General features: G+C 49.2%; 14 protein-coding genes and 1 pseudogene. 10 read left to right on the forward strand and 5 right to left on the reverse strand.

All coding sequences use genetic code 11. The features are described 5' to 3' along the window. Positions 1 to 280 (reverse strand): annotated as a pseudogene (locus tag QUA56_RS26610) (hypothetical protein); the annotation flags it as partial. A 238-nt stretch (positions 281 to 518) separates the two neighbouring features. Then, positions 519 to 1,094, reverse strand: a complete 576-nt coding sequence (locus tag QUA56_RS26615; protein WP_333363931.1) for a hypothetical protein — start codon at positions 1,092 to 1,094, stop codon at positions 519 to 521. A 145-nt stretch (positions 1,095 to 1,239) separates the two neighbouring features. Here QUA56_RS26615 and QUA56_RS26620 point away from each other — a divergent pair, with 145 nt between their 5' ends. The 3 genes from QUA56_RS26620 (at position 1,240) to QUA56_RS26630 (ending at position 4,623) form a co-directional block, all read left to right on the forward strand. Beyond that, positions 1,240 to 2,154, forward strand: a complete 915-nt coding sequence (locus tag QUA56_RS26620) for a hypothetical protein (protein ID WP_333363934.1) — start codon at positions 1,240 to 1,242, stop codon at positions 2,152 to 2,154. A 67-nt stretch (positions 2,155 to 2,221) separates the two neighbouring features. Then, on the forward strand, positions 2,222 to 2,698 hold the full coding sequence (locus tag QUA56_RS26625; RefSeq protein WP_333363936.1) for a hypothetical protein: 477 nt from the start codon (positions 2,222 to 2,224) through the stop codon (positions 2,696 to 2,698). Positions 2,699 to 2,874: 176 nt separating this feature from the next. After that, entirely contained in the window at positions 2,875 to 4,623 is a 1,749-nt protein-coding gene (locus QUA56_RS26630; protein ID WP_333363939.1) for a hypothetical protein, read from the forward strand. Between the two features lie 602 nt (positions 4,624 to 5,225). Here the strand turns inward: QUA56_RS26630 and QUA56_RS26635 are convergent. Next, a complete protein-coding gene (locus tag QUA56_RS26635; protein ID WP_333363942.1) occupies positions 5,226 to 5,393 on the reverse strand; it encodes a hypothetical protein in 168 nt (55 codons plus the stop codon). A 452-nt stretch (positions 5,394 to 5,845) separates the two neighbouring features. On the opposite strand from QUA56_RS26635, the gene QUA56_RS26640 reads away from it, so the two are divergent. From QUA56_RS26640 to QUA56_RS26655, 4 genes are all read left to right on the forward strand, one after another. Continuing rightward, the gene (locus QUA56_RS26640) at positions 5,846 to 9,199 is read left to right on the forward strand and encodes an amino acid adenylation domain-containing protein (RefSeq protein WP_333363944.1); all 3,354 of its coding nucleotides are present in this window, start codon (positions 5,846 to 5,848) and stop codon (positions 9,197 to 9,199) included. A 3-nt stretch (positions 9,200 to 9,202) separates the two neighbouring features. Next, positions 9,203 to 14,299, forward strand: coding sequence for an aminotransferase class III-fold pyridoxal phosphate-dependent enzyme (locus QUA56_RS26645; RefSeq protein WP_333363946.1), 5,097 nt, complete (start codon positions 9,203 to 9,205; stop codon positions 14,297 to 14,299). Between the two features lie 279 nt (positions 14,300 to 14,578). Then, a complete protein-coding gene (locus tag QUA56_RS26650; RefSeq protein ID WP_333363949.1) occupies positions 14,579 to 15,454 on the forward strand; it encodes a cupin-like domain-containing protein in 876 nt (291 codons plus the stop codon). Between the two features lie 213 nt (positions 15,455 to 15,667). Then, positions 15,668 to 19,792 (forward strand): amino acid adenylation domain-containing protein, encoded by a 4,125-nt coding sequence (locus tag QUA56_RS26655; RefSeq protein WP_333363953.1) that lies wholly within the window; start codon positions 15,668 to 15,670, stop codon positions 19,790 to 19,792. Between the two features lie 296 nt (positions 19,793 to 20,088). On the opposite strand, the gene cobS is transcribed toward QUA56_RS26655, so the two are convergent. Next, entirely contained in the window at positions 20,089 to 20,886 is a 798-nt protein-coding gene (gene cobS, locus QUA56_RS26660) for an adenosylcobinamide-GDP ribazoletransferase (protein ID WP_333363954.1), read from the reverse strand. A gap of 260 nt (positions 20,887 to 21,146) precedes the next feature. Between cobS and QUA56_RS26665 the strand changes: the two genes are divergently transcribed. From QUA56_RS26665 to QUA56_RS26675, 3 genes are all read left to right on the forward strand, one after another. Further along, positions 21,147 to 21,596 carry a hypothetical protein gene (locus QUA56_RS26665; protein ID WP_333363957.1) on the forward strand — a complete coding sequence of 150 codons (450 nt, stop codon included), beginning with the start codon at positions 21,147 to 21,149 and terminating at the stop codon, positions 21,594 to 21,596. Between the two features lie 232 nt (positions 21,597 to 21,828). After that, positions 21,829 to 22,953, forward strand: coding sequence for a tRNA guanosine(34) transglycosylase Tgt (gene tgt / locus QUA56_RS26670; protein WP_333363960.1), 1,125 nt, complete (start codon positions 21,829 to 21,831; stop codon positions 22,951 to 22,953). Positions 22,954 to 23,019: 66 nt separating this feature from the next. Then, complete coding sequence (locus QUA56_RS26675; protein WP_096830115.1) at positions 23,020 to 23,157, forward strand: photosystem II reaction center protein K; 138 nt, start codon at positions 23,020 to 23,022, stop codon at positions 23,155 to 23,157. 185 nt (positions 23,158 to 23,342) lie between these two features. On the opposite strand, the gene QUA56_RS26680 is transcribed toward QUA56_RS26675, so the two are convergent. After that, positions 23,343 to 23,897, reverse strand: a complete 555-nt coding sequence (locus QUA56_RS26680) for a glutathione S-transferase family protein (RefSeq protein WP_333363963.1) — start codon at positions 23,895 to 23,897, stop codon at positions 23,343 to 23,345. Between the last annotated feature and the right edge of the window lie 61 nt (positions 23,898 to 23,958).

A 23,958-nucleotide genomic window follows, 5' to 3' on the forward strand; every position in this document is an offset into this window, starting at 1 on the left:
TAGGCACAGATATTTTTCCTACACTGAATGTATGATAATCCTTAGTCATTAAAGCCAGAACTGCGGAATGTGGGTTCGATGGTGGTTGTGATGAATTTGCCGAAGTTCTGGCTAATTGCTCTTTGAGAAGCTCGTTTTCTGTTCTCAGTTCCGCTATTTCCTGTTCAACCCGAGCCATCCTACGCACTAATTCGTAAATTAGTTCGAGGACGCTATCTGGCACTTGCGCCCACTCTGCTGGGCTGATTGCCGCCATTAATTCCGGCACTGTCTTCTCCATGTGCCTCACCTTATCAGATTTTTTGGGTTTTTGCTACCCCCGTGAACTTCTACGGTATCCGCCCCATCTCCAAGGGTCTATAACAGTGCCGGGAAGTGAAAACAAAATAGCAATAGCATGCGCTGATAGCAATATTGGACACACTACGCGAGTATATTTATTGTTATCAGGAGGGATTGAATTTAATCCCCACACTTGATTCCACGAATTTTGATTAAACGTGAAATTCACTTGCTACCTACTTAGCTTTAGCTAGTAAAGCTGCCTGTTCAGTGGCTGACGCAGGTGCATCAACATTAGTAGAAGTTTCTGCGGCTGCCTTTAAGGGTAGCGGATAAGTTTTACCGCCCTTGATTGTGTACTGAGCGTAAATTTCAGTTGCACTAGGTGCGGTAGAAGTGCGTTGAATTTTGGTATCGGGAATGTATTCGGCTAATGCTTCCCCAATTTGTGAAACAGTCATATTGCTGGGAAAAGTAAGCGAAATGGTTCTATTTGTTTTTTTAGCTTTAGCCCCAGTTTTTAACGTTACTGTTCTAGCGCGTGGGCTTGCGTCAGGCGTGTAGCTAATCTTTCCAGCCTCTACCACAACATCTTTAGCAACACCCGCTGCATCAAGTACAGATTTTGTATATCCTTTTCTGTCCCTGTTTGCTTCTCCCGATGGTACGTATTGTTGAGCAACAATATCGAGAAAGCCTGCTACACGATTAGTGCAAGTAAAGCATCCAACTAAATTTTCTTTCGCTGCGTCCGCAGGTTTTTCACCTGGGTCTTGTCCTTTATAACCAACTAAAAACGCTAACCTAGCCATAAACACTCCTTTCAAATTTATTATTTTGATTGTAGTCAATAAAACCGACATTTTATCTCAAAAAATTTTATCGAAACCTGTAGGGTTTCCACAAGTTTTTTTGTGCTAGATTGTGCTTACAAAAATTTTATTTTGATTCAGTCTCATGCCCCAAAAACCTGCCGATAAGCGCCTCACTCTTGACGCCGATGAACCGTCTCTACTTTTTGCTGTTAACGATTTATTACTTACGGGCGGCATTGATTTTGATGATTGGTGGAAGGAGTTTTCTAAACCCCCCACCAGTAAAGCTGGGAAAGCAATAGAAGAGTGGACTAAGCCCAAATTTATTGATGTCACGCCCGTAGGTAAAAGCAATATTGGTAGGTGGATTAAATATTTTCCTGATAAGGAAGACGATAGTACCTTTTATAATTTGAGCGGCACTACCCGCGATTTGATATATCACATTAACGCTATTGCGTACCAGCAAGGCAATAGCGCTGGAAATGTGTCGGGCAAAAACAGCAAACCACCTCTCAAAGGATTTCCGTTAATTGAGCTTCAGTTTGTCAGCCCCGATAAAAAAGTAGGTGAGAAGTGGATACGGTGCGCGGGCTATACCGACGATGAAAAAATTGCCAGCTTAAAACTTGCCAAACTGGTAACACCTGCTGACATTAGAGTCTGGGCTAACAAAATTAAAACTATTTTTGGTGACACCCAGTACGTTTGGGAAAAAGGTAAGGAGTGTTTGTCGTACAGCGGGCAAATAGCCCGATTGCAGGGGCTGGAAGGGTATGCTTACGTGCGAAACAAGCAGGACGGTGTTGATTTGTTTACAGCACTGCTTAAAATATTTGACGCCGTACCCGACAAAGACGGCTTTAACCGCAGCGAGAGCACGTCTACAACTAAGTACAAAAAGCAGACGAAAGAAATAATTGTAGCAGGACAAAAAGTAATGCCAGACGAACGCCGCCCTATTGCCAATTGCGAGTTTACCCGCGCAGTGCTTAAACTCCCCTTGCTAAACAAGCCAATCCCGCTGGTTAAGAAAAACGTGATTTTGTATAAATGAGAGCAACTGAGTGTATTTCTGGGCTTAGCCGGCTAACACGGGCGGCTAAGAGTAAAAAAGGAGACAAATGAAAGTAAACCCTAAAAGCTTAAAAAATCTACAACCCGGCGCAAACAAAAAAGACGCGGTAAGAGTGACCTTAACCCTGAAGCCAGAAACGGTCAAACTTTTGCAGATGACTGGGAATATGAGCCAAGCGGTAGATAAGTTCATTGAACTGGTTAAACAGGGGTGCGTACAGCACGACGGGATGCTCAATCCACTCCGGTCGGAACCCGAAAAGTTAGAATCACAACCTGTGCATAGCTCGACTGAAGCGATCGCACTTCCGTGCCGGGAATCAAAGCCACCTTACTGGACTGAGGTACTCACAAGGAAAGGTATGATAGAGCGCGGGTTTAGCGCTCACAAGCTCGATAATATGCCCAGTGGTACGACAGCAAGGGACGGGTACGGTAGGCTGTGGTGGAAAGAGGCAATCGATAAAGGTAATGAGAACTTGCGTCCACTGGGGTCACGAGCAAATGTAGTGTGGTGTCGGTAGAAAATTGATAGAAGAGTTCGCTTGTAAGCGAGTATCGGGTAAGGGACACTGAGACAAGCGAACAGGCAGCAATAAGGTTCAAAAGTCCCTTAAAATGACTGTTTTGCTAGAGTGTTGATAGAAATTAGTCAACCAATCACCGAAAACCTTGAAAATCCGTTAAACTTGCAAGACCTATGGAAGCAGCACATAACGATTTGCTACAACAAATAGCCCGACTATCGGAAACTTATGGTAATTTAGCCGATCGCCTCTCCCAAGCAGCCAAACAACTGCAAGACTCGGGCCTTCCTCCCTCCGACAGCTTGCTGCAAGAAATCGCCGCCTACAGCCGCAACTTTGCCACAGTCCAAAAACAAGCTCTCGAACTGAACAAATCCGCGATCGCGCCGGGGGAAATTGCTTCCCTCAAAGACATTCAAAACTTAGTCCAAACTGCCGCAGCTTCCGAAGGTAAAGCAGAAATTCGCGACGCGGCTTTGAAAGTGCTCGATCGAGTATTGGCGATCGCCCACCGCGAACAAAGCGACTTCGCGCCCTTACAATCAGTTCATGCCAAAGCCCGCGAACTGCACCGCGCGATTTCCGAATCAACCCCGACTCAACTGCATTCCGACGCAGAATCCTTAGTCAGCGGCAAACACCCAGTTTCAGCAGTGCTCGCCCTGGTGGAACAGCAAGACAAATTAGACGACGAACAGTGGGTCATCCTCGAAGAAACAGTCAGCGCCGCTTTTGGCAAACAAATAGCCGTCGCCATTTCCAGAGGCAAATTAACCATTGCTGAGATGGTAAAAGCAGCACCTGCTAAAGTCGAACCCGCATTTAAAGCAGCGCCAGAACCAAAAATCAGCGCCCAACCCTTGCCGGAAGTGATTATCATCCCGTCGGGAAATGTCGCGCCGAAACAAGTTACAGTTGCGCCAGAGATCCAGATTTTGGAATCCCCCGCACCTTCGGCCCCCATGCACGAGGTAATTATAGTTCCTAGCGTGGAAGTACCTCAGTCGCTCCAAACAACCGGCTCTGGGAACATTGTTTTTGGTGCACCTCGGAACATTCAACAGGCTCCAGTAGAGGGCGCTTTGGGAATCAAAGTTTTAGTGCACATTCAGGGAATTGGCGATCGAACTTTCGGCGCTCAAGAATACGCGGGTAGTCGCGGTCAAGGACGGCGCGTCGAAGGATTTCAAATTAATATCGAGCCGCCAATTCCCGGCTTAAATGTCGAGTACATGGCTCACGTCGAAGGTGTTGGCGATACTCCTTGGCTTAGCGAGGGAGAATTGGCAGGTTTTCGGGGTCAAGCGAAACGAATTGAAGGATTTGCAGTGCGGTTGAGCGGGCAGCAAGCTGATAAGTACGACGTATTTTATAGCGCTCACATTCAGAATATCGGCGACACCGACGTGTCCTCCAACGGCTCATATTGCGGCACTCGCGGCAAAGCTTTGAGAATAGAGGGTATCAAAGTTTGGATCGCGCCGTCTGCGAGTTCCCAAGTTGCGGCGCCTGTGGGTTTAAAAGTGTTGGCGCACATTCAAGGAATTGGCGATCGAACTTTTAGCGATCGAGAATATGCCGGCACACGCGCTCAAGGCCGCCGCGTCGAAGGATTTCAAATTAAAATAGAGCCTCCCGTTGCCGGTTTGAATTTGCAGTACATGGCTCACGTTGAAGGAGTTGGCGATACTGCTTGGATCTCGGAAGGCGAGTTGGCCGGTTTCCGGGGTCAAGCCAAGCGCATAGAGGGATTTGCCGCGCGGCTGAATGGCCCGCAAGCTGATAAGTACGACGTATTTTACAGCGCTCACATTCAAAATGTGGGCGATACTCCTGTTGCTTCTAACGGTCAATATTGCGGCACTCGCGGCAAAGGTTTGAGGGTTGAGGGGATGACGGTTTGGGTTGAGCCGAAAGCGTAAAAATAGATAGAGAATGGAAAATTTTAAATTGCATTTTCCATTCATTAATTAAGTAGGGTGCGTCAGTTACCATTATTTTCGCGAAAAACCCACAATTTCAGAACTGACGCACCAGGGGGAGCATCCCAATTTGGTAAAAAGCGTTTTTTAGGAGCGCTCACGTCGTCCATAGCGAACGATCCCTACCGTTCGCTATGGACGACGTGAGCGCTGAATACGATCCAAATATATTATTCTGATGCAACCGTCCACGATCTGAAAGCAAAAATGGGATGCTCCCCGCACCAGGGAATAAACGGTGCGTCAGAATTATACTTTCCGTGCTAATTGAGAATCTCAAATCTGACCAAGAATTTCTTGATGGTACCCGCCACGCGATCGAACCGTGGAATCAATCCAAAATCTAAAATCTAAAATCCTCAAGCCCCCGCATTTATCCGTGGGGTCAATCTAAAATCTAAAATCTAAAATCTAAAATCGATTGACGCACCCTACCGCTAAGGGGTAAAAACGATCGATTGACGCACGCCCGCAGCAAACGGTGCGTCAGAATTATACTTTCCGTGCTGATTGAGAATCTCAAATCTGACGCACCCTACCACTTATTCAGAATCAAAAAATTGACAGCAATATGTCTCTTTGACCATTTCAGCTTGAATTTTTTGGTTGATTTCGGAGCGATTCAGTTCCCTGTTGCGGATGGTGTGCACGATATCGAATCCAGCCCAAATAAACATTCCGAGGACGATCGCACCAATCAAATATCCCATAGCTTTCTTTAAAGGTTGAGGTTGGCTGTAGCTAATCTAGCGCAGCGATTGCCAGCAGACTGGATGCAAATCATTGCTGTTGAGTGCGGATGTCAGCCTGTTATAGCAGATGTTGAAGGCTTTAGTTATGCTTGAGAGAAGAAAGTCGATCGCCAACAGAATATTAAGCAATTTTAATATTTACAGGCTGTGCAATTACACGGTTGGTGAACGGGAAATGCTCTTTGGCGGCGCTACCCGTAAAATGTATCATAAATACTTTACAGGGCGGTAGAGTTTGAGTTAACATCGGCTGAGCCGATCGAATATTACAGCCAAAAACAAAATATTACGCTCGGATGCACGCGATCGGTGATTTTATTGTGCTTCGGCATGAATAGTTGCTTGAAAAAGTCTTAAAAATCCAGTTACACTTGCTTAGAAGTATTTTCGTTCAATACTTACCTATAAATATGTCATTGCCAGCAGACGATCGCCCGCAATCCGCAACCACTGATAGTGAATCTTCCTATCAACTTTCACCGATACAGCAGGGGATGTTGTTCGACAGCCTTTCGGGTCAACAATCAGGGATAGACATCGAACAAGCGATCTGTAGCATCCGCGAAAATTTGAATGTTTCAGTTTTCCTCAAAGCTTGGCAGCAAATAGTGCAGCGGCATCCAATCTTGAGAACGAGTTTTTGTTGGTCAGGTAAAGAAGTTCCGCTGCAAACATTACACCAACAAGTTGAACTGCCAAGCGTTGAACGAGACTGGCGCAATTTGTCGGAGGGCGATCGCGCCAACCAACTCGAAACCTATTTGGAAGCCGATCGCCTGCAAGGCTTTGACCTCACTCAACCCCCGCTGATGCGTTTGGCTTGGTTCCACTGGTCGGAAACCGAGTACAAACTCATCTGGACTTATCACCACATTTTGCTTGACAGTACCTCTGCAATAACTGTTTTGCAAGAAGTTTTTACCTTGTACGAATCCCTGTTTGCCGATCGAGCATTAGAATTACAACCGCCCCGCTGCGATCGAGATTGCATCGAGTGGAGGCAGCAGCCAGACATCTCGAAAGCAGAAACATTCTGGAAACAATACTTAAGCGGTTTCAGCGATCCTACTCCTTTGGTTGGGGATGTTTTAAGGGCAGGCAAGATGCCCGCCCCACCCAAACAATTATCAGTTGTGGAACAGGCATCTTGCCTGTTCCTGACACCACCAGAAATCCGGCTTTCTATAACTGTTACCGCAGCCTTAAACTCCCTAATTCAAGAACAAAAAATCACCCTAAATACCCTGCTGCAAGGAGCGTGGGCTTTGCTTTTAAGCCGCTGTTCCGGTTCGGAAGATGTAGTATTTGGAACTATTTGCAACAGCCGATCGCAGAATCTAGAAAACGCAGAATCAGCGGTAGGATTATTCATAAATACTTTGCCATTTCGGGTAATTGTATCTCCCGATTTACCAGCGATCGACTGGCTCAAACAACTGCAAACTCAGTGGACGGCATTTCAAGAATACGGGAACGTGCCGCTGGCAAAAACTCAAGAATGGAGCGAGATTTCCCGCGGCACAGCTTTATTTGAAAGCCTGCTAGTAGTTGAACAATATCACATTAACTCTGCCTTGCAAGCTCTCGGTGGCAATTGGCAAAACCGAGAATTTCAGCTTTTAGAACAGACAAGTTTTCCCCTAACAGTTTACGCATACGGGGGAACCGAACTGCTGTTGAAAATTGCGGGCGATCGCCAGCGGTTCGATCCGATCGCCATTACCCGAATGTTGGGACACCTGCAAACTTTGCTAGAAAGTATAGCCGCGAATCCCCAGCAGAAAATCAGCAAATTGTCAATGCTGACAGCAGCCGAACTTGCTCAGTTGCAGCAGTGGAATCAAACTCAGGCAAATTATCCGCAAGACAAATGCGTTCACCAATTATTTGAAGCACAAGTCGATCGATCGCCCGATGCCATTGCCGCCGTTTTTTCCCAAAATCTCCAACAGCAACTCACCTACCAGGAACTCAATTCCAAAGCCAATCAACTAGCCCATTACTTGCAGCAATTAGGCGTCGGGCCCGATGTTTTAGTAGCTATTTGCATGGAACGTTCCTTAGAAATTGCGATCGGCGTTTTAGGCGTTCTCAAAGCAGGCGCAGCTTACGTTCCCCTAGATCCAGCGTACCCCCAAGAACGGCTGACCTTCATGTTAGCCGACACCCAAGCTCCAGTTATTCTCACTCAATCTCACTTAGTATCTGGGCTGCCCGCACATCAAGCCCGCGCCGTTTGTTTGGACGCAGACTGGGAAACAATCAGCAGTCACAGCACCGAAAACCCAGCTAGCAGCGTCTCTCCCGACAATTTAACTTATACAATATATACATCAGGTTCCACAGGCAAACCCAAAGGAGTTCCCCTCCCGCACCGCGCCTTAGTCAACCTAATTGCGTGGCAACTGCAAAACTCCACCCTTGAAGGCCCAGCCAAAACCCTGCAATTTGCCTCTCTCAGCTTCGATGTCTCGTTTCAAGAACTGTTCTGTACTTGGTGTGCCGGCGGCACCCTCGTTTTCATCACAGAAGAAATCCGGCGAGATGCCCAGAGTTTGTTGCAGCTAATCGACAAACAAAAGATTCAAAGACTATTTCTCCCTTTCATCGCCCTGCAACACTTAGCCGAAGCAGCCGATACTTATCAGCTAGTACCCAAATCGCTGCGCGAAGTAGTCACCGCCGGCGAACAGTTGCAAGTCAACCGTTACATAGCCAGTTTCTTTCAGCAGCTAGAAAATTGTACCCTGCACAATCAATACGGCCCCTCCGAGAGCCACGTTGTTACAGCTTATACCCTTGCAGGCCCGCCCGGAGATTGGCCCGCACTGCCTCCGATCGGCCGCCCTATTGCCAACACGCAGATATATCTGTTACAAAAAGATGGTGAGCCTATACCTTTAGGAGTAGCGGGAGAACTATACATCGGGGGCATTTGCTTAGCGCGGGGTTATCTCAACCGCCCGGACTTGACTGCTGAAAAATTTATTCTCAACCCTTTTCGACAAAATAAAATACTCACGATCGAGGATGAAGAAGATCGTCTTTACAAAACAGGAGATTTAGCCCGCTACCTCCCCGACGGTAACATCGAGTACATCGGGCGGATTGACGGCCAAGTCAAAATTCGCGGCTTCCGCATAGAGTTGGGAGAAATCGAAACCGCACTGGCAAAACATCGCGCCGTCAAACAAGCTGTGGTGCTGGCGCGGGAAGACGCACCGGGGGACAAACGATTGGTTGCATACATAGTGGCGAATCCAGAGGAGCAATTGGCAATAGCCGACCTCCGCCGTTACCTGCAAGGGCAACTCCCAGATTACATGGTGCCTGCGGTGTTTGTGAATGTTGAGGCGATGCCGAAGACGCCCAGCGGGAAAATTGACCGCCGCGCCCTGCCGGCACCTGACTCGCAGCGACAAGAACTGTCGCAGAGTTACGCTGCACCGCAAAGCGAGTTGGAGCTTTTGCTGGCGGGTGTTTGGTCTAAGCTGCTGAAGCTCGATCGCGTCGGCATTCACGACAATTTCTTCGAGATTGGAGGCAATTCTTTGATGACGCTGCAAGTCGCAGTCCAAGTCCGGGATCTGCTAGCCGCTGACTTATCGGTTGTCAAATTGTTCCAGCACCCGACGATCGCCCAATTGGCAAATTATTTAAATCAGGGACAGACTGCAAGCCCATCTAACAACAAATTTCAAGACAGGGCCGATCGGCAAAAAGCTGCTTTTAAACGGCAAAAGCAATCTACCAAAAAACCCTAACTTATGACAAATTCGCAGGAAAACTCAGAACTTGACGGCATTGCGATTATTGGCATGGCGGGCCGCTTTCCCGGCGCTGCCAGTGTCGGTGAATTGTGGCAGAATTTGTGCGGCGGGGTGGAGTCTACAACGTTGTTCGGCGACGCCGAACTAGACCCCAGTATTGACCCCAATCTCAGACAAAATCCGAATTACGTCAAAGCTAGAGGAATTCTTGACGGTGCCGATCGCTTTGACGCAGCATTTTTCGGCGTGAGTACCCGCGAAGCCGAAATTACCGACCCGCAGCAGCGCGTTTTTTTAGAAATAGCTTGGGCTGCCTTAGAAAATGCAGGCTGCGATCCGAATACCTTCAACGGCTCGATCGGAGTCTACGCCGGCACGGGCAACAATACTTATTTTCCCAACAACATCGCCGGACGATCGGATGTAATTTCCCGCGCGGGCGAGTTTCAGGTGATGGTAGGGAATGAAAAAGACTACATTGCTACCCGCACCTCCTACAAGCTGAATCTCAAGGGGCCGAGCGTCAGCGTGCATACCGCTTGCTCTACATCATTAGTTGCAGTTTGTCAAGCTTTTTATGCTTTGATGAGCTACCAGTGCGACTTAGCCCTGGCCGGCGGGATATCAATTACGGTTCCCCAAAATAGCGGTTATTTGTATCAAGAAGGGGGGATGTTCTCCAGCGACGGACACTGCAAACCTTTCGACGCCAAGGCTGAAGGAACAGTGTTCGGCAACGCTGCCGGGGCAGTTGTACTCAAGCGTTTGGAAGAAGCGATCGCCGACAGAGATACAATCTATGCCGTAATTCGCGGAGTCGGCTTGAATAACGACGGGGCAGCCAAAGTCAGCTTTGCAGCGCCCAGCGTAGACGGGCAAGCAGAGGCGATCGCGATGGCGCACGCGATGGCAGACGTGAATCCCGAAACCATATCCTACGTCGAAACCCACGGCACGGCAACCCCTCTGGGCGATCCGATCGAAATAGAAGCGCTGACTCAGGCTTTTGCTCTGAAAACCGCAGCCAAACAATTTTGCGCGATCGGCTCCGTCAAAAGCAACTTCGGACACACGATCGCCGCGGCGGGAGTCACAGGGCTGATCAAAACAGCTTTAGCCCTCAAACACCAGCAAATACCCGCCACTCTGCACTTCGAGCAACCGAATCCAGCCATTGATTTTGCCAACAGCCCCTTCTACGTCAACGCCGAACTCTCGGAATGGAAAGCCGGCAAAACGCCCAGAAGAGCGGGTGTCAGTTCGTTTGGTGTCGGCGGCACCAACGCTCACGTTGTCCTCGAAGAAGCGCCCGCGCTAGAACCGTCGAGTCCTTCTCGCCCGCGGCAGTTACTGCTGCTGTCGGCGAAAACTCCATCTGCTTTGGACGCAGCTACCGCAAATTTGCGATCGCACCTCGCCCAAAACCCGGAGATCGATCTCGCCGATGCTGCTTACACCCTGCAAATCGGGCGGCAAGCCTTCAATTACCGCCGTTTCGCTGTTTGCAGCGATCGCGCCGATGCCGTGCAGGTACTCGAATCGCTGCCACCGCTGCGTACAGCAACCCGCTGCACCGAATCGAGAAATCCGGCAGTAATCTTCATGTTTCCGGGACAAGGGTCGCAATACGTCAATATGGGCTTGAATTTGTACGAATCCGAGCCTTTATTCCGCGAAACAGTCGATCGCTGCGCCGAAATTTTGCAGCCGCACCTCGGCCGAGATTTGCGGAAAGTCCTGTATCCCGGCAGCGATGAAGTCACAGCCGCCGAATCGCTGCGCCAAACTTTCTTGACTCAGCCTGCGATATTTACCGTAGAATACGCGCTTTCCAAGCTGTGGCAGAGTTGGGGCGTCACTCCCCAAGGTGCGATCGGGCACAGCATCGGCGAATTTGTAGCGGCAACGATCGCAGGCGTGTTTTCCCTGGAAGATGCCTTGATGCTAGTGGCAGCGAGGGGGCGCTTGATGCAAGATTTGCCGGGGGGTTCGATGCTGTCGGTGCGGTTGCCGGCGGCGCAAGTCGAGGGGCGCTTGAGTGCGGATTTGGCAGTGGCTGCGGTGAATGCGCCTGATTTGTGCGTGGTTTCCGGGCCGACGGAGGCGATCGCACTTTTTCAGCAGCAACTAGAAAGCGAAAGCGTTGTCTGCAAACAACTGCACACTTCCCACGCTTTTCATTCGCCGATGGTAGATTCGATCGTCGAACCTTTCGCCGAATATGTCAAAAAAGTGCAGTTGTCAGCGCCAACTATCCCATTTGTTTCGACTGTAACTGCTAGTTGGATAACAGCGGAACAAGCAACAGATCCGATGTATTGGGCGCGGCATTTGCGGGCGACAGTGCGTTTTGCCGACGGGATAAAAGAGCTTTGGCAAGATCCGAACCGGATACTTTTGGAAGTCGGGCCGAGAACAACGGCTGCTACTTTAGCTCGCAAACAAGCCAAAGATTTGAAAAAACAAGTTGCCATTTCTTCCCTCAGCGACAGCCATGAAAATCAAACTGAATGGGTGGCTTTGTTGAGTGCAGCCGGACAGCTTTGGCTTTGCGGAGTATCGATCGACTGGCAGAGCTTTTATCAAGAGGAAACGCGCGATCGCCTTCCCTTGCCGACTTATCCCTTCGAGAGCAAACGCTTCTGGATCGAACCAAAAGTGTCAGAGGGGGAGAAAGGGAGAGTGGGAGAGGGGGAGAGTGGGAGAGGGGGAGAGGGAGAAACTTCCCAATTCTCGATGCCCGATGCCCAATTCCCAATTCCCAATTCCCAACAATCAACAGTCAACAGTCAACAGTCAACAGTCAACAATCAATTACCGATGCCAAATTCACAGGTTGAAACCAAACAAGCAGCGCGCAAATACAGACTTATCCCTGTAATTAAAAACATCCTAGAAGAAACTTCCGGTGAAGATTTAGCCAGTGTTGATGAGGATTTAACTTTCCTAGAAATGGGTTTGGATTCTCTGTCTTTGACTCAAGTAGCGCTGAATTTGCAAAAAGAATTTAGCATCAAAATTACCTTTCGCCAGCTATTAGAAACTTTCCCCACTCTCGGCACTTTATCTGAATTTATCGATGGTGCTCTGCCGCCGGAGGTTTTGCCTGCAACTCCTGCAGTCCAACAAGCCGCGCCCGTACCGGCGATCGCACCGACAGTAGCACCTCCTGCGCCCATTGCCACTCCCGTTGCAGTCAACGCGCCTGTAAATCTGCCCTTACCCAGTCTCCAGCCCGCAATTGCGATTCCCGTACAGTCTGGCAATCTCGAATACCTGATCGGGCAGCAGTTGCAAATTATGTCGCGACAGCTAGAACTGTTGGGCGGCGCTGGTTTGGTTCCCGCACAGCCGGCACCGACAACTAACAGTCAAGTTATCTCGCAGCCGCCGGCACCCGTTCAAAATATCCCTCCATCCCAGACTAACGGCAGCGCGATCGCACCCACAGCAGCACCAACAGCAGCACCAACAGCGGAACCAACCGCAGAACCCAAAAAGGTGTTCGGTGCCGCCGCCCGCATCGACACCTCCGATCGCGACGGATTAACTCCGTCGCAATCAGCATATTTAGAAACATTTGTCAAGCGATATACGGCGCGAACTCAGAAATCCAAACAGTACACTCAGACTCACCGCCACCACCTCGCCGATCCGCGGGTAGTTTCGGGGTTTAACCGGACGATGAAAGAGTTGGTTTATCCGATCGTGGTGGGGCGATCGTCCGGTTCTAAACTTTGGGATGAAGACGGCAACGAATACGTGGATTTAACCAACGGTTTCGGGTCGAACTTTTTCGGATATTCGCCTGCATTTATTACAGAAGCGATCGCAGCTCAAATGCAGCGCGGGTATGAAATCGGCCCGCAAACACCGCTAGCCGGAGAAGTTGCCGAGCTCGTGTGCGAGATGACAAAACACGATCGCGCCGCCTTCTGCAACACGGGTTCTGAAGCCGTTTTGGGCGCAATGCGCCTGGCCCGCACCGTCACGGGCAACAGTACGATCGTCATGTTTACGGGCGACTATCACGGAATTTTCGACGAAGTGATCGTGCGCGGCACCAAAAAACTGCGATCGCTCCCCGCAGCACCGGGCATTCCCCAATCCGCCGTTGACAATACTTTAATCCTCGACTACGGCGAACCCGAATCCTTGGAAATCCTCAAAGCGCGGGCGGGCGAGTTTGCAGCCATCATGGTAGAACCGGTACAAAGCCGCCGTCCCGACTGGCAACCGCGAGAATTCCTCCACGAAGTGCGCCGGATTACCGAGCAAGCTGGTTGCGCCTTCATTATGGACGAAGTGATTACCGGATTCCGAGTTGCACCGGGCGGCGCCCAAGAATATTTCGGCGTACAAGCGGATATCGGCACCTACGGCAAAGTCGTCGGCGGCGGGATGCCGATCGGGGTAATCGCGGGCAAATCTGCCTGGATGGACGCTTTAGACGGCGGTTTCTGGCAGTTCGGAGACGACTCGTTCCCGGAAGTTGGCGTCACCTATTTTGCAGGGACTTTTGTGCGCCACCCGCTGACTTTAGCAGCAGCCAAGGCATCTCTCGAATATTTGAAGCGCGGCGGGCCTTCATTGCAGCGCGATCTCAATGCCAAAACCGACAAATTCGTTGCAGAATTGAACGCCATGTTCGATCGAGAGCAAGCACCTTTCACAGTTAAAAACTTCGGTTCCCTGTTCAAAATCACCTACCCGCAAGATTTTACTCATGGAGAACTGCTGTTTTACTCGCTGCGGGAAAAAGGAATTCACATTTGGGATCACCGCCCGTGTTTTCTGACGCTAGCGCATTCCGACGCAGATATTGCTTTTGCCAAGGAAGCATTTAAAAACAGCATTGCCGAATTGCAGTCAGCCGGATTTTTGGCCGATCCGTCTGGTGGCAATATGAAGGTTCTTGATTTCCACAAAAATGGCAATACCAATGGATCGAAATCCTCAACTGCATTCGCAAGCAATTCTCCCGTACCCGGTGCCAAATTAGGGCGAGACCCTAATGGCAATCCAGCTTGGTACATCGCAGATCCAGAGCGTCCAGGAAAACATTTACAAGTAGGAGATAGTTTATCAAATTAAGCGTTCGGGTTGGCAATTAAATCCTGTAGGGGCGGGTTTTACCAACCGTAATTGCCTAAGACCGATCATCTCGAAAACCCGCCCCCACCCAACGGTAATATTAAATCCATTAGCATCGGAATTATTCATCTCTCTGTTCTCTGACTCTGTGTCCTCTGCGTCCTCTGCGTTTCGATCGTTCCGATGCAACCGGAATTGATATAAATCGCAATCTACCTCTTTCAAAATACTCTTCTAATCGGCAATAAATTTCAACTAACAAACCCAGGAAAAACTAAAATGCTCCAAACAGCAAAAACTATGCAAGTAGACCGCCGCACAGGTCTGACCCACCAAGAATTTGTCAACGAGTACCGCAATCCGGGCAAACCAGTTATTTTCACGGATTTATCAAAAAATTGGTCGGCCACAGCGAAATTTACGCCGGAGTATTTTCAAGAAAAATTTGGCGATCGAGAAATTGAAATAGGTGGTAAAATTTACACGCTCAACAAATTGTTCGATTTACTAAAGAATTCCACAAAAGAGAATCCGGCTCCCTATCCTTTCAAACTAAATGTTCGCAAAGATTTTGCCGATTTAGAACCCGATATTTCTCCCAGACCGAGTATGGCCACACCCGATCGCACGCACAGCAGCTTAATCCCGAAGATGCTGCTCAATGATTTGTACGACTTAGAAATATTCTTCGGCGGGCCGGGCGGAGAATTTCCTTATTTGCACTACGATTTTCTCGGACTCTATGCGTATATCAATCAAATGTACGGGGAAAAAGAATTTACAATTTTTCCGCCGGAGCAGCAAAAGTATCTTTACCCAAAACCAGGTTCTCCTTGGCTATCTGAGATTGAAAACCATCACAATCCAGACTTAAAAAAATATCCGCTTTTGGCTGAAGCTACGCCAATAACTATTACCATCTCAGCCGGTGAAACGCTATTTATTCCCTGTGGCTGGTATCACACGGCAAGGTCGCTGACGTTAACAATTTCTGTAGCATTTGACCAACTTTGCGAATCAAATTGGAAATTTTTTACGAACGAATGTTGTATCCCTAGAGGCCAAAATTCGGTCAAAGCCAAGATGATTAATGCTTATCTGACGAGTGCAGGTGCTTTGCTGAGTGCTCGCGAAAGATTGATGGGGACAAAGTAGAGATTTTAGATTTTAGATTTTAGATTTTAGATTTTAGATTTTAGATTGCTACCGCATACCGTAGGGTGCGTCGCCCACGGGCGATCTCCAAATAAAATCTCAAATCCGCCAGCGACGCACCAGCTCCGGGTGCGTCGCCCACGGGCGATCTCAAAATAAAATCTCAAATCCGCCAGCGACGCACCATACAAGATACTAACCAACGCATAGCGAATGAAAACAACCGCAGATTTACAACCAAAACTAACCGCTGTAGATTTCGATCCTTTCGCCGGCGGAGAACTTTTTGCTTGCGTACCCGCGACGGAATCGCAGAAAGAAATCTGGATTGCCGTGCAAATGGGAGACGAGGCAAATTGCGCTTACAACGAGTCGATGTGTCTGCGATTGCAAGGAAACCTCGACGTTGAATCTCTCCGATTGTCCATTCAGGAATTGGTGCAGCGGCACGAGGCGCTGCGGACAACATTTAGCCCTGACGGATCGACTCTTTGTATTGCGTCGTCGATCGAACTCGACATTCCGGCGATCGACTTGTCAATTGTGGACGATCGCGATCGCGAATCGAAATTAGGACATTTGCGCCGTGAAGAAGTCGATCGACATTTCAATCTAGTGCGCGGGCCGCTGTTTCGCAGTCAAATTATTAAGCTGCAAGAGCAGGAACACATCGTTATTCTCACAGGCCACCACATCATTTGCGATGGCTGGTCTTGGGGCATACTATTCCCGGATTTGGGAGCAATTTATTCTGCCAGACAGCAAGGGTTAGCTGCCAATCTTCCACAACCAGAAAGTTTTATAGAATACGCAATTTCACAAGAAGTAAACTCAACAACAGCCGAAATTATTGAGGCTGAAAAGTATTGGTTAGAACAGTTTTCCGGCACAATTCCGGTGCTAGATTTGCCGACAGACAGAGCGCGACCTGCTTTGAGAACTTACCAGGGATCGCGGGAAGATTGGGAACTCAATCCAGATGTGGTTGCTAACCTCAAACGCCTGGGAAAAAAAGCAGGGTGCAGTTTTTTTACAACTCTCTTTGCTGCATTTGAAGCTTTTATGTACCGCTTGTGCGGGCAAGAGGATTTGGTTGTCGGAATGCCGGCGGCGGGACAACTGGTTGGGGGAAAAGACAAGCTTGCGGGACACTGCGTGAGCTTGTTGCCGCTCCGCACCCGCATTAACGAGGAACAATCTTTTAGAGATTATTTGCGATCGCGCCGCACGGCAATTTTAGATGCTCTCGACTGCCAGCAGCTAACATTCGGTACTCTTGTGAAAAAACTAGCAATGCCTCGGGATTTCAGCCGCATTCCGCTAGTGCCTGTAACTTTTAATCTGGACGTGCAACTTACGGAAGATCAGCTTAATTTTGAAGGTTTTAAAGCGGAAGTCTTCTCGAATCCAAGAACTTCTGAAAACTTTGAATGGGCAGTAAATGCCAGCGAAACAAAAAACAAACTCGTGCTGGAGTGCCAGTACAATACCAACTTATTTGATGCTGCGACAATCCGCCGCCGCATGGCTGAATTTGAGGTGCTGTTAGAGGGGATAGTTGCTAATCCAGAGTACCCGCTGAAAAACTTGCCAATTTTGACGGCAGCGGAACGCCAACAGCTATTAGTTGAGTGGAACAACACTCAAACAAATTATCCCGAATCTGCCTGCATTCACCAACTATTTGAAGTTCAAGCAGAACAAACTCCCGACGCTGTAGCCGTAGTTTTTGGAGAGCAACAGCTAACCTACCACCAGCTAAATTGTCGCGCCAATCAACTCGCACATTACTTGCAAACTTTGGGGGCTGGCCCGGAAGTTTTAGCGGGCATTTGTTTGGATCGATCTATGGATGCGATCGTCTCGCTTTTAGCAGTTCTCAAAGCAGGCTCGGCTTACTTGCCCTTAGACCCAGCTTATCCCAAAGAGCGGCTGGATTTCATGCTGTCAGACGCCCAAATATCGGTGCTTTTGACTCAACAGCACCTAGTAGAAAAACTTCCCGACTGCGGAGCAAAAATAATTTGTCTGGATGCGGCGCAGCAGGAAATAGACGCACAAAGTGAGATAAACCCAGCCAATCTCGCTAATGCAGACAATCTAGCTTATGTCATGTATACTTCAGGCTCGACAGGCAAGCCCAAAGGCGTTTGCGTCGTCCACCGGGGCGTAGTACGGTTAGTCAAAGACACTAATTTCGCCAGCCTCACCGCAGCAGAAGTCTTCCTGCAACTGGCTCCGATTTCCTTCGACGCCTCGACTTTGGAAATTTGGGGAGCGCTGCTCAACGGGGCGCAACTGGCGGTATTCCCTGCCGGCAGCCCATCTTTGGCAGAGTTGGGAGAGGCGATTCGCTTATACAATGTGACAATATTGTGGCTGACAGCCGGACTGTTTCACTTGATGGTGGACGATCGCATTGAAGATTTAAAGGGTGTGCGCCAACTGTTGGCAGGCGGTGACGTTTTATCTGTTCCCCACGTCCAGAAGTTGCTGCGAGAAGTTCCAAACTGCAAATTAATTAACGGTTACGGGCCGACGGAAAATACGACTTTTACTTGCTGCGCGCCGATCGACTCTGCCAGTCAAATTAGCAATTCCGTTCCCATCGGGCGGGCGATCGCCAATACTCAAGTTTACATAGTCGATCGGCATTTGCAGCCAGTGCCGATCGGCGTTCCGGGCGAATTGTATACAGGCGGTGCAGGCTTGGCCAGAGGCTACCTCAACCGCCCCGATTTGACAGCCGAAAGGTTTATTCCCAATCCCTTCAACGATTTTAGATTGCCGATTTTAGATTTTAGATTGGGGAATGCTGGTGAGAAACTAGAGATTGCCCAAAGCCAAGAAGCATCTAATCATCCCAAATCAAATCGCCTTTACAAAACAGGGGATTTAGCCCGCTACCTGCCCGACGGTAACATCGAGTACCTCGGACGCACCGACAATCAGGTAAAGATTCGCGGCTTCCGCATAGAAGTGGGAGAAATTGAGGCTGTGCTCGCCGGACATCCAGATGTCAGCCAAGCGGCGATCGCAGTTCAGTTAGATGCTTCGGGCAACAAATGTCTCGCAGCTTATGCAGTTTCCCGCCCGGGTCAAATTCTCGCAGCCGGTACCCTGCGCGGCTTCCTGCAAGAGAGACTGCCAGACTACATGATACCCGCTGGATTTGTGTTCCTCGACGCTTTGCCCTTAAACCCCAACGGCAAAGTTGACCGCCGCGCTTTGGCAAGTCAAAAGTGGCAATCTAGCGGCGCTGCGCCCAATGAAATAATTGCTGTTGCCCCCCGCGACAAGTTTGAAATCCAGGTGACAAAAATTTGGGAAAAAGTTTTAGGCATCAATTCAATGGGAATCAGGGACAATTTCTTTGAGGTGGGAGGACATTCGCTGCTAGCAGCGCGCCTGTTAGCAGAAATTGAGAAAGTATTTGACAAAAAGCTGCCGCTGTCTGCTATTTTCCAATCGCCAACTGTTGAGCAATTGGCTAACATTCTCCGCGAACCCGAATGGTCGTCGCCTTCTCCGTCGATGGTAGTTATTCAACCGGGAACAGGAAGTTACAAACCGCCTCTGTTCTGCATCCACGTACTCGGCAGAGGATTGGAATTTTACCGTCCTTTAATGAATTATTTGGAGCGATCGCAGGCTGTTTTGGGACTGTCAACCCAGATTATGGATGAAAAATTGGCTCCCCCCAATCGAGTTAAGGACTTGGCGACTTACTACATTCAAGAAATGCGAACTTTTCAGCCACACGGCCCTTATTTTCTGTTAGGAGTATCTTTTGGTGGGACAGTAGCTTTTGAGATGGCTCGGCAACTTCACGATCTAGGTGAGAAGGTAGCTTTGCTGGGATTGTTGGACACCTACGGGCCGGATGCTTTCAACAATTTGTCTGAGATTAAGAAGAGTGAACGCGCGATGAAAGTTTTACGGCTGACGCCTGCTGTATTTCTGGAGAAAGCAAAGAGCAATCTGAACGGAAAAATCGAGTCCCTCACTGATATTCAGTGGAGAATGTTGTGCAAGTGGTACCGGGCGACGGGGCGTCCCCTGCCAATTTATTTGGAAAACTTCACTCATCGGGAATTAAATCACCAGGCATTGAGAGATTATGTAGCGGGAGTTTATCCGGGTCGGGCCTCTATTTTCAAGGCAGTTGAGAGTGCGGTCGCGTTTGGTGCCGATCGCGAGTTGGGTTGGGGTGGGGTAATTACGGGAGGAATAGAGGTTTACGACATTCCTAGCGACCACCTTGGGATGTTAAAAGAACCTCACGTTCGGATACTGGGGGAAAAATTGCAGGCTGCGGTCGATCGGCTTCAAGGTTAACATTGGACAATTGACAGTGGACAATGGACAGCAAAAACCCCGATCTAATTTTCGCTGTGAACTATCAACTATCAACTATCAAATCGTTTCCGGTTGCATCGGAATGATTTAACCGCAGAGGGCGCAGAGAACACAGAGGAAGATCCCAGAGAGATGAATACAGGACGATGAAGCGCGGATTTGATATGACTCGATTTTACAATTCCGATGCTACCGGATTTGAGATCAATTGTTTAAATCCTCATCCTAAAAAATCGCTGTCAACTGTCAACTGTCAACTGTCAACTGTCAACTGTTTAACCTTCCAACGCCGCCAACAGACACAGCAACAAAGCCTCCGTCCACTCGACTACAGCACCGTAAGTATCGCCCGTGTGGCCGCCCAAACGGTGGTTAAACCAGGCTCCGGCAAAAATTCCGATCGCACTTCCCCCCAAAGCCATCCCCACCGCCAACAGCCACCGATCGCCCTCCAGAACAACTTGCAGCACGCTCAAACTCAGCAGCAACAGCACTCCTGGTATAAAATCAAAAGGAGAATAAATCGATTCTTTGTGAAAAGCTCCCTTACCCTCGGCCCGGAGATAGGGATAGCGGGCGATCGCCACCAGTTGGCCCCACCTCCCCCAACCCGCGACACCCATCAAAGCCAGCCACCGATAGTGATTCAAGTCCGAGAGAGCGGCAGTTTTCAGCAGCACGATCGCGATCGCAGCCATTGCCCCAAAGGCTCCTGTAACGCTGTCCCGCATGACTTCCAGCCGGCGCACGGGGTCTGGTACAGCCAGCCCGTCCGCCGCGTCCATTGCGCCGTCTAGGTGCAGCCCGCCAGTCACGGCGATGCCCAAGACTACCACCAAGGCCGATCGAGTCAGAGCAGGCATCCCCAACAACTGCAACCCAAGATCCGCCAGTCCCAGCATCCCCCCAATCAAAAGCCCGATCGCCGGTGCCAAGCGAGCAATGCCCCGAAACTCCAAAGTCCAAGACATCGGCACCGGCAAACAAGTATAAAAAGCGACTGCGGCTGCGATGGCAGCGCCTTGATTCCGGAAAAAGCCGATCGTAGAGCGAACCAATTTATTATCCACCATAAGATAGAAAGTTTTTTCATCTCGTATGCAGTTGTCAATCCTTTAGCGTGTGCCAGAATTGGAGCTGTAAGACCCTAGTCCTTTGGATCGGGCATTCCTCCTGTCCGAGCTCTTTTCCCCGGAAAACCTCTGCCGGCAGCGAGCCCGAAGCTCCCTATCTAAAATGACTAAACTCAAGATCCGCGTTTCCCTTCCCAAGAATTCTAGCTAACTCCCTGATTTCCAAGACGGGAACATACTACAACAGAGGCTTTTACTCCATGAGTCACGACCAATTGAATAACAGGGTAGTTGCTCCTTGTATCATCGATACAGGCATTGTCGTCAACAAACGCGATATCAAAAGATTGCTGTTTGATTTAGGACGTGTCCGCTACCTTCACATACAAGATGGCAAGACTTACAGCGAAGGGGAAGGTTATGTGCTCGAAGTCTTCGCCAACCCGCACCGTTCTACCCTGATTGCCAACCACGCGCTTTATTTGAACGTGTATAGTTTTGATTACCTGGAACTGAAACATTCCCCGGTCGAGGGTGCTTATTTTGACCTGATTCAAGACGGACGGCAGTTGCGGTTAATTCCCCTCTCCAATCCTTTGCAAGAGCAAGTCGCCCGGAATTTAAATGCTGCGGCTTTGGATGCGGTTGTCGATCAGGTACTCTCAGGCAACTGGGATCTGCAATTGGATGAGGATGATTCCCCGTTTTAATCGTCAGTCAGTCGATTTTAGATTTTAGATTTTAGATTTTAGATTTTAGATTTACTTGCAGCATTGAATCTGGGAGTTAGAACTAAGGTCTAAAATTTTTTGCCCTCCACGACGATTGTCGGAAACTTGTATCCGTTTTTGGGCGGGGTCGTGAGTTTTTTGTCGCGATGTCAACAACAATAGATTAGATAACACGGACGGCCGAGTAGCGGTTAACGATCGTCGGGGACTAATGACTGAAGACAACGCGAGATTTGCTTTTAAATGTCAGGCTAATTGCAGCCATACCCAAGCGCGTGCAGGGGTTTTTGCCACTCCCCACGGTGTTGTTGAAACGCCTAAATTTATGCCCGTAGGGACGCTGGCTAATGTCAAAACTTTGACCCCGGCACATCTTGAGGCGGCGGGTTCTCAAATGGTTTTGGCAAATACTTATCACTTGCATTTGCAGCCCGGGGAAGCGATTGTCGCAGGCGCCGGCGGATTGCACAAATTTATGGCTTGGCCGGGCCCGATGCTGACGGATTCGGGCGGCTTTCAGGTGTTTAGTTTGAGCCAAATGCGGACTATTTCTGAGAATGGGGTGACTTTTCGCTCTCCCCGCGACGGCCGCATGATTAATTTGACGCCGGAACGATCGATCGAAATTCAGAATCAGTTGGGCGCTGATGTGATTATGGCCTTTGACGAGTGTCCCCCTTACCCCGCTACGCGGGAGGAGGTGGAGGCAGCAACAAATCGCACTTACCGCTGGCTGCAACGCTGCATTCAAGCTCACTCGCGCCCCGATCAAGCTTTGTTCGGAATCGTGCAGGGGGGTGTTTTCCCCGATTTGCGATCGCGCGCGGCGAACCAATTAGTAGATTTGGATTTACCAGGCTACGCCATCGGCGGGGTTAGTGTCGGGGAATCGGGGGATTTGATCGCAGAGATTGTGAAGGTGACAGCGCCGCTGTTGCCGGCAAATAAACCGCGTTATTTGATGGGGATTGGGACTTATCGGGAAATGGCGCTGGCGGTGGCTAGTGGAGTAGATATGTTTGACTGCGTGATTCCGACTCGGCTGGCCCGCCACGGGACGGCTTTTGTTGGTGGGGAACGCTGGAATTTGAAAAATGCTCGGTTTCGCGAGGATTTTGCTCCGCTAGATGAGTCTTGTCCTTGTTATACCTGCCAAAAATTCAGTCGGGCTTATTTGGCTCATTTGGCGCGGGCTAACGAAGTGCTGGGGTATACTTTGCTGGCGCTTCACAATGTGACGGAGTTGATTCGCTTTACTGGGAAAATGCGGGAGGCGATTTTGGCCGATCGATTTACTGAAGAGTTTGCCGGCTGGCTCGCACCGAGAGTCGATTAATCATGATTGCCTTGGGTAAAGATATGCGACAATTATGAAAATTCTGTTGGATAGGTAGGTTGATTCATGGAAGCTGCATTACTTTTAGCAAAAATGCCCGAGGCTTATTCGATTTTTGAGCCTTTGGTTAATGTTTTGCCGGTGATTCCGGTGTTTTTCTTGCTGCTGGCTTTTGTTTGGCAGGCTGCTGTCGGGTTCAGATAAGTCTGATTTCATTAAAAGTAGGGGCAATTCACAAATTGCCCCTGCTTTTAGATGTTAAGTTTTATTCCTCTGCCCTCTTCCTTCTGCCCTCTTCCTTCTGCCCTCTGACTCCTGACTCCTGACTTCTGACTCACGCTCAAGAATTCATCCGTGTATCAGTGTCAAAATCCGTGTAGTGCCTTCCTTCAGCTACCGCCGATCGCACTTTTGAAAGCTGGCCTTTCTGAGATCCGCTTGATGTAATCTACAACAGCCGGATAAGGACTGAGGTCTAGTTTTAGCATCATCGGAATGTAACCCAATATTGACCCGACTGCTGCGTCGGCGACGCCGAATTCATCACCCATTAAAAACGGCTGTTTCTCGAAGATTTGATTAAGCGGTGTTAACAAGCGGGGAGTTTCGCGATCGCGAGTTGCTTCTGTAAATATTCCCGGCCCGAGGGAGGCGTTAGCAAACATGACCCACTGCACAATTTCAGCTTGCTGCTCCAAAGTCTCGGGCATTTTACCATGTTTTTGAGCTAAATACAACAGAATTGCACCGGATTCCCAAAGTTTAAAATCCCCATCAACAATTGCCGGTACTTTGCCGATCGGGTTAATTTCGAGATACTCTGGCTGCAAGTGTGCCCCTGCTTGCATATCTAGGGTGACGAATTCGTAGGGAACCCCTATTTCTTCTAGATACCACTTGACAATTGATGCCCTGCTGCGGGCTCCGCCGTAAAGTTTCAACACAAAATTTTTACCCTTTAACGCAATATTGCTGTTATAGCATTTTTTGGGAATTGGGAATTGC

This window comes from Microcoleus sp. N3A4 (assembly GCF_036701805.1).
In the GTDB taxonomy this organism is placed as follows: Bacteria; Cyanobacteriota; Cyanobacteriia; order Cyanobacteriales; family Microcoleaceae; genus Microcoleus.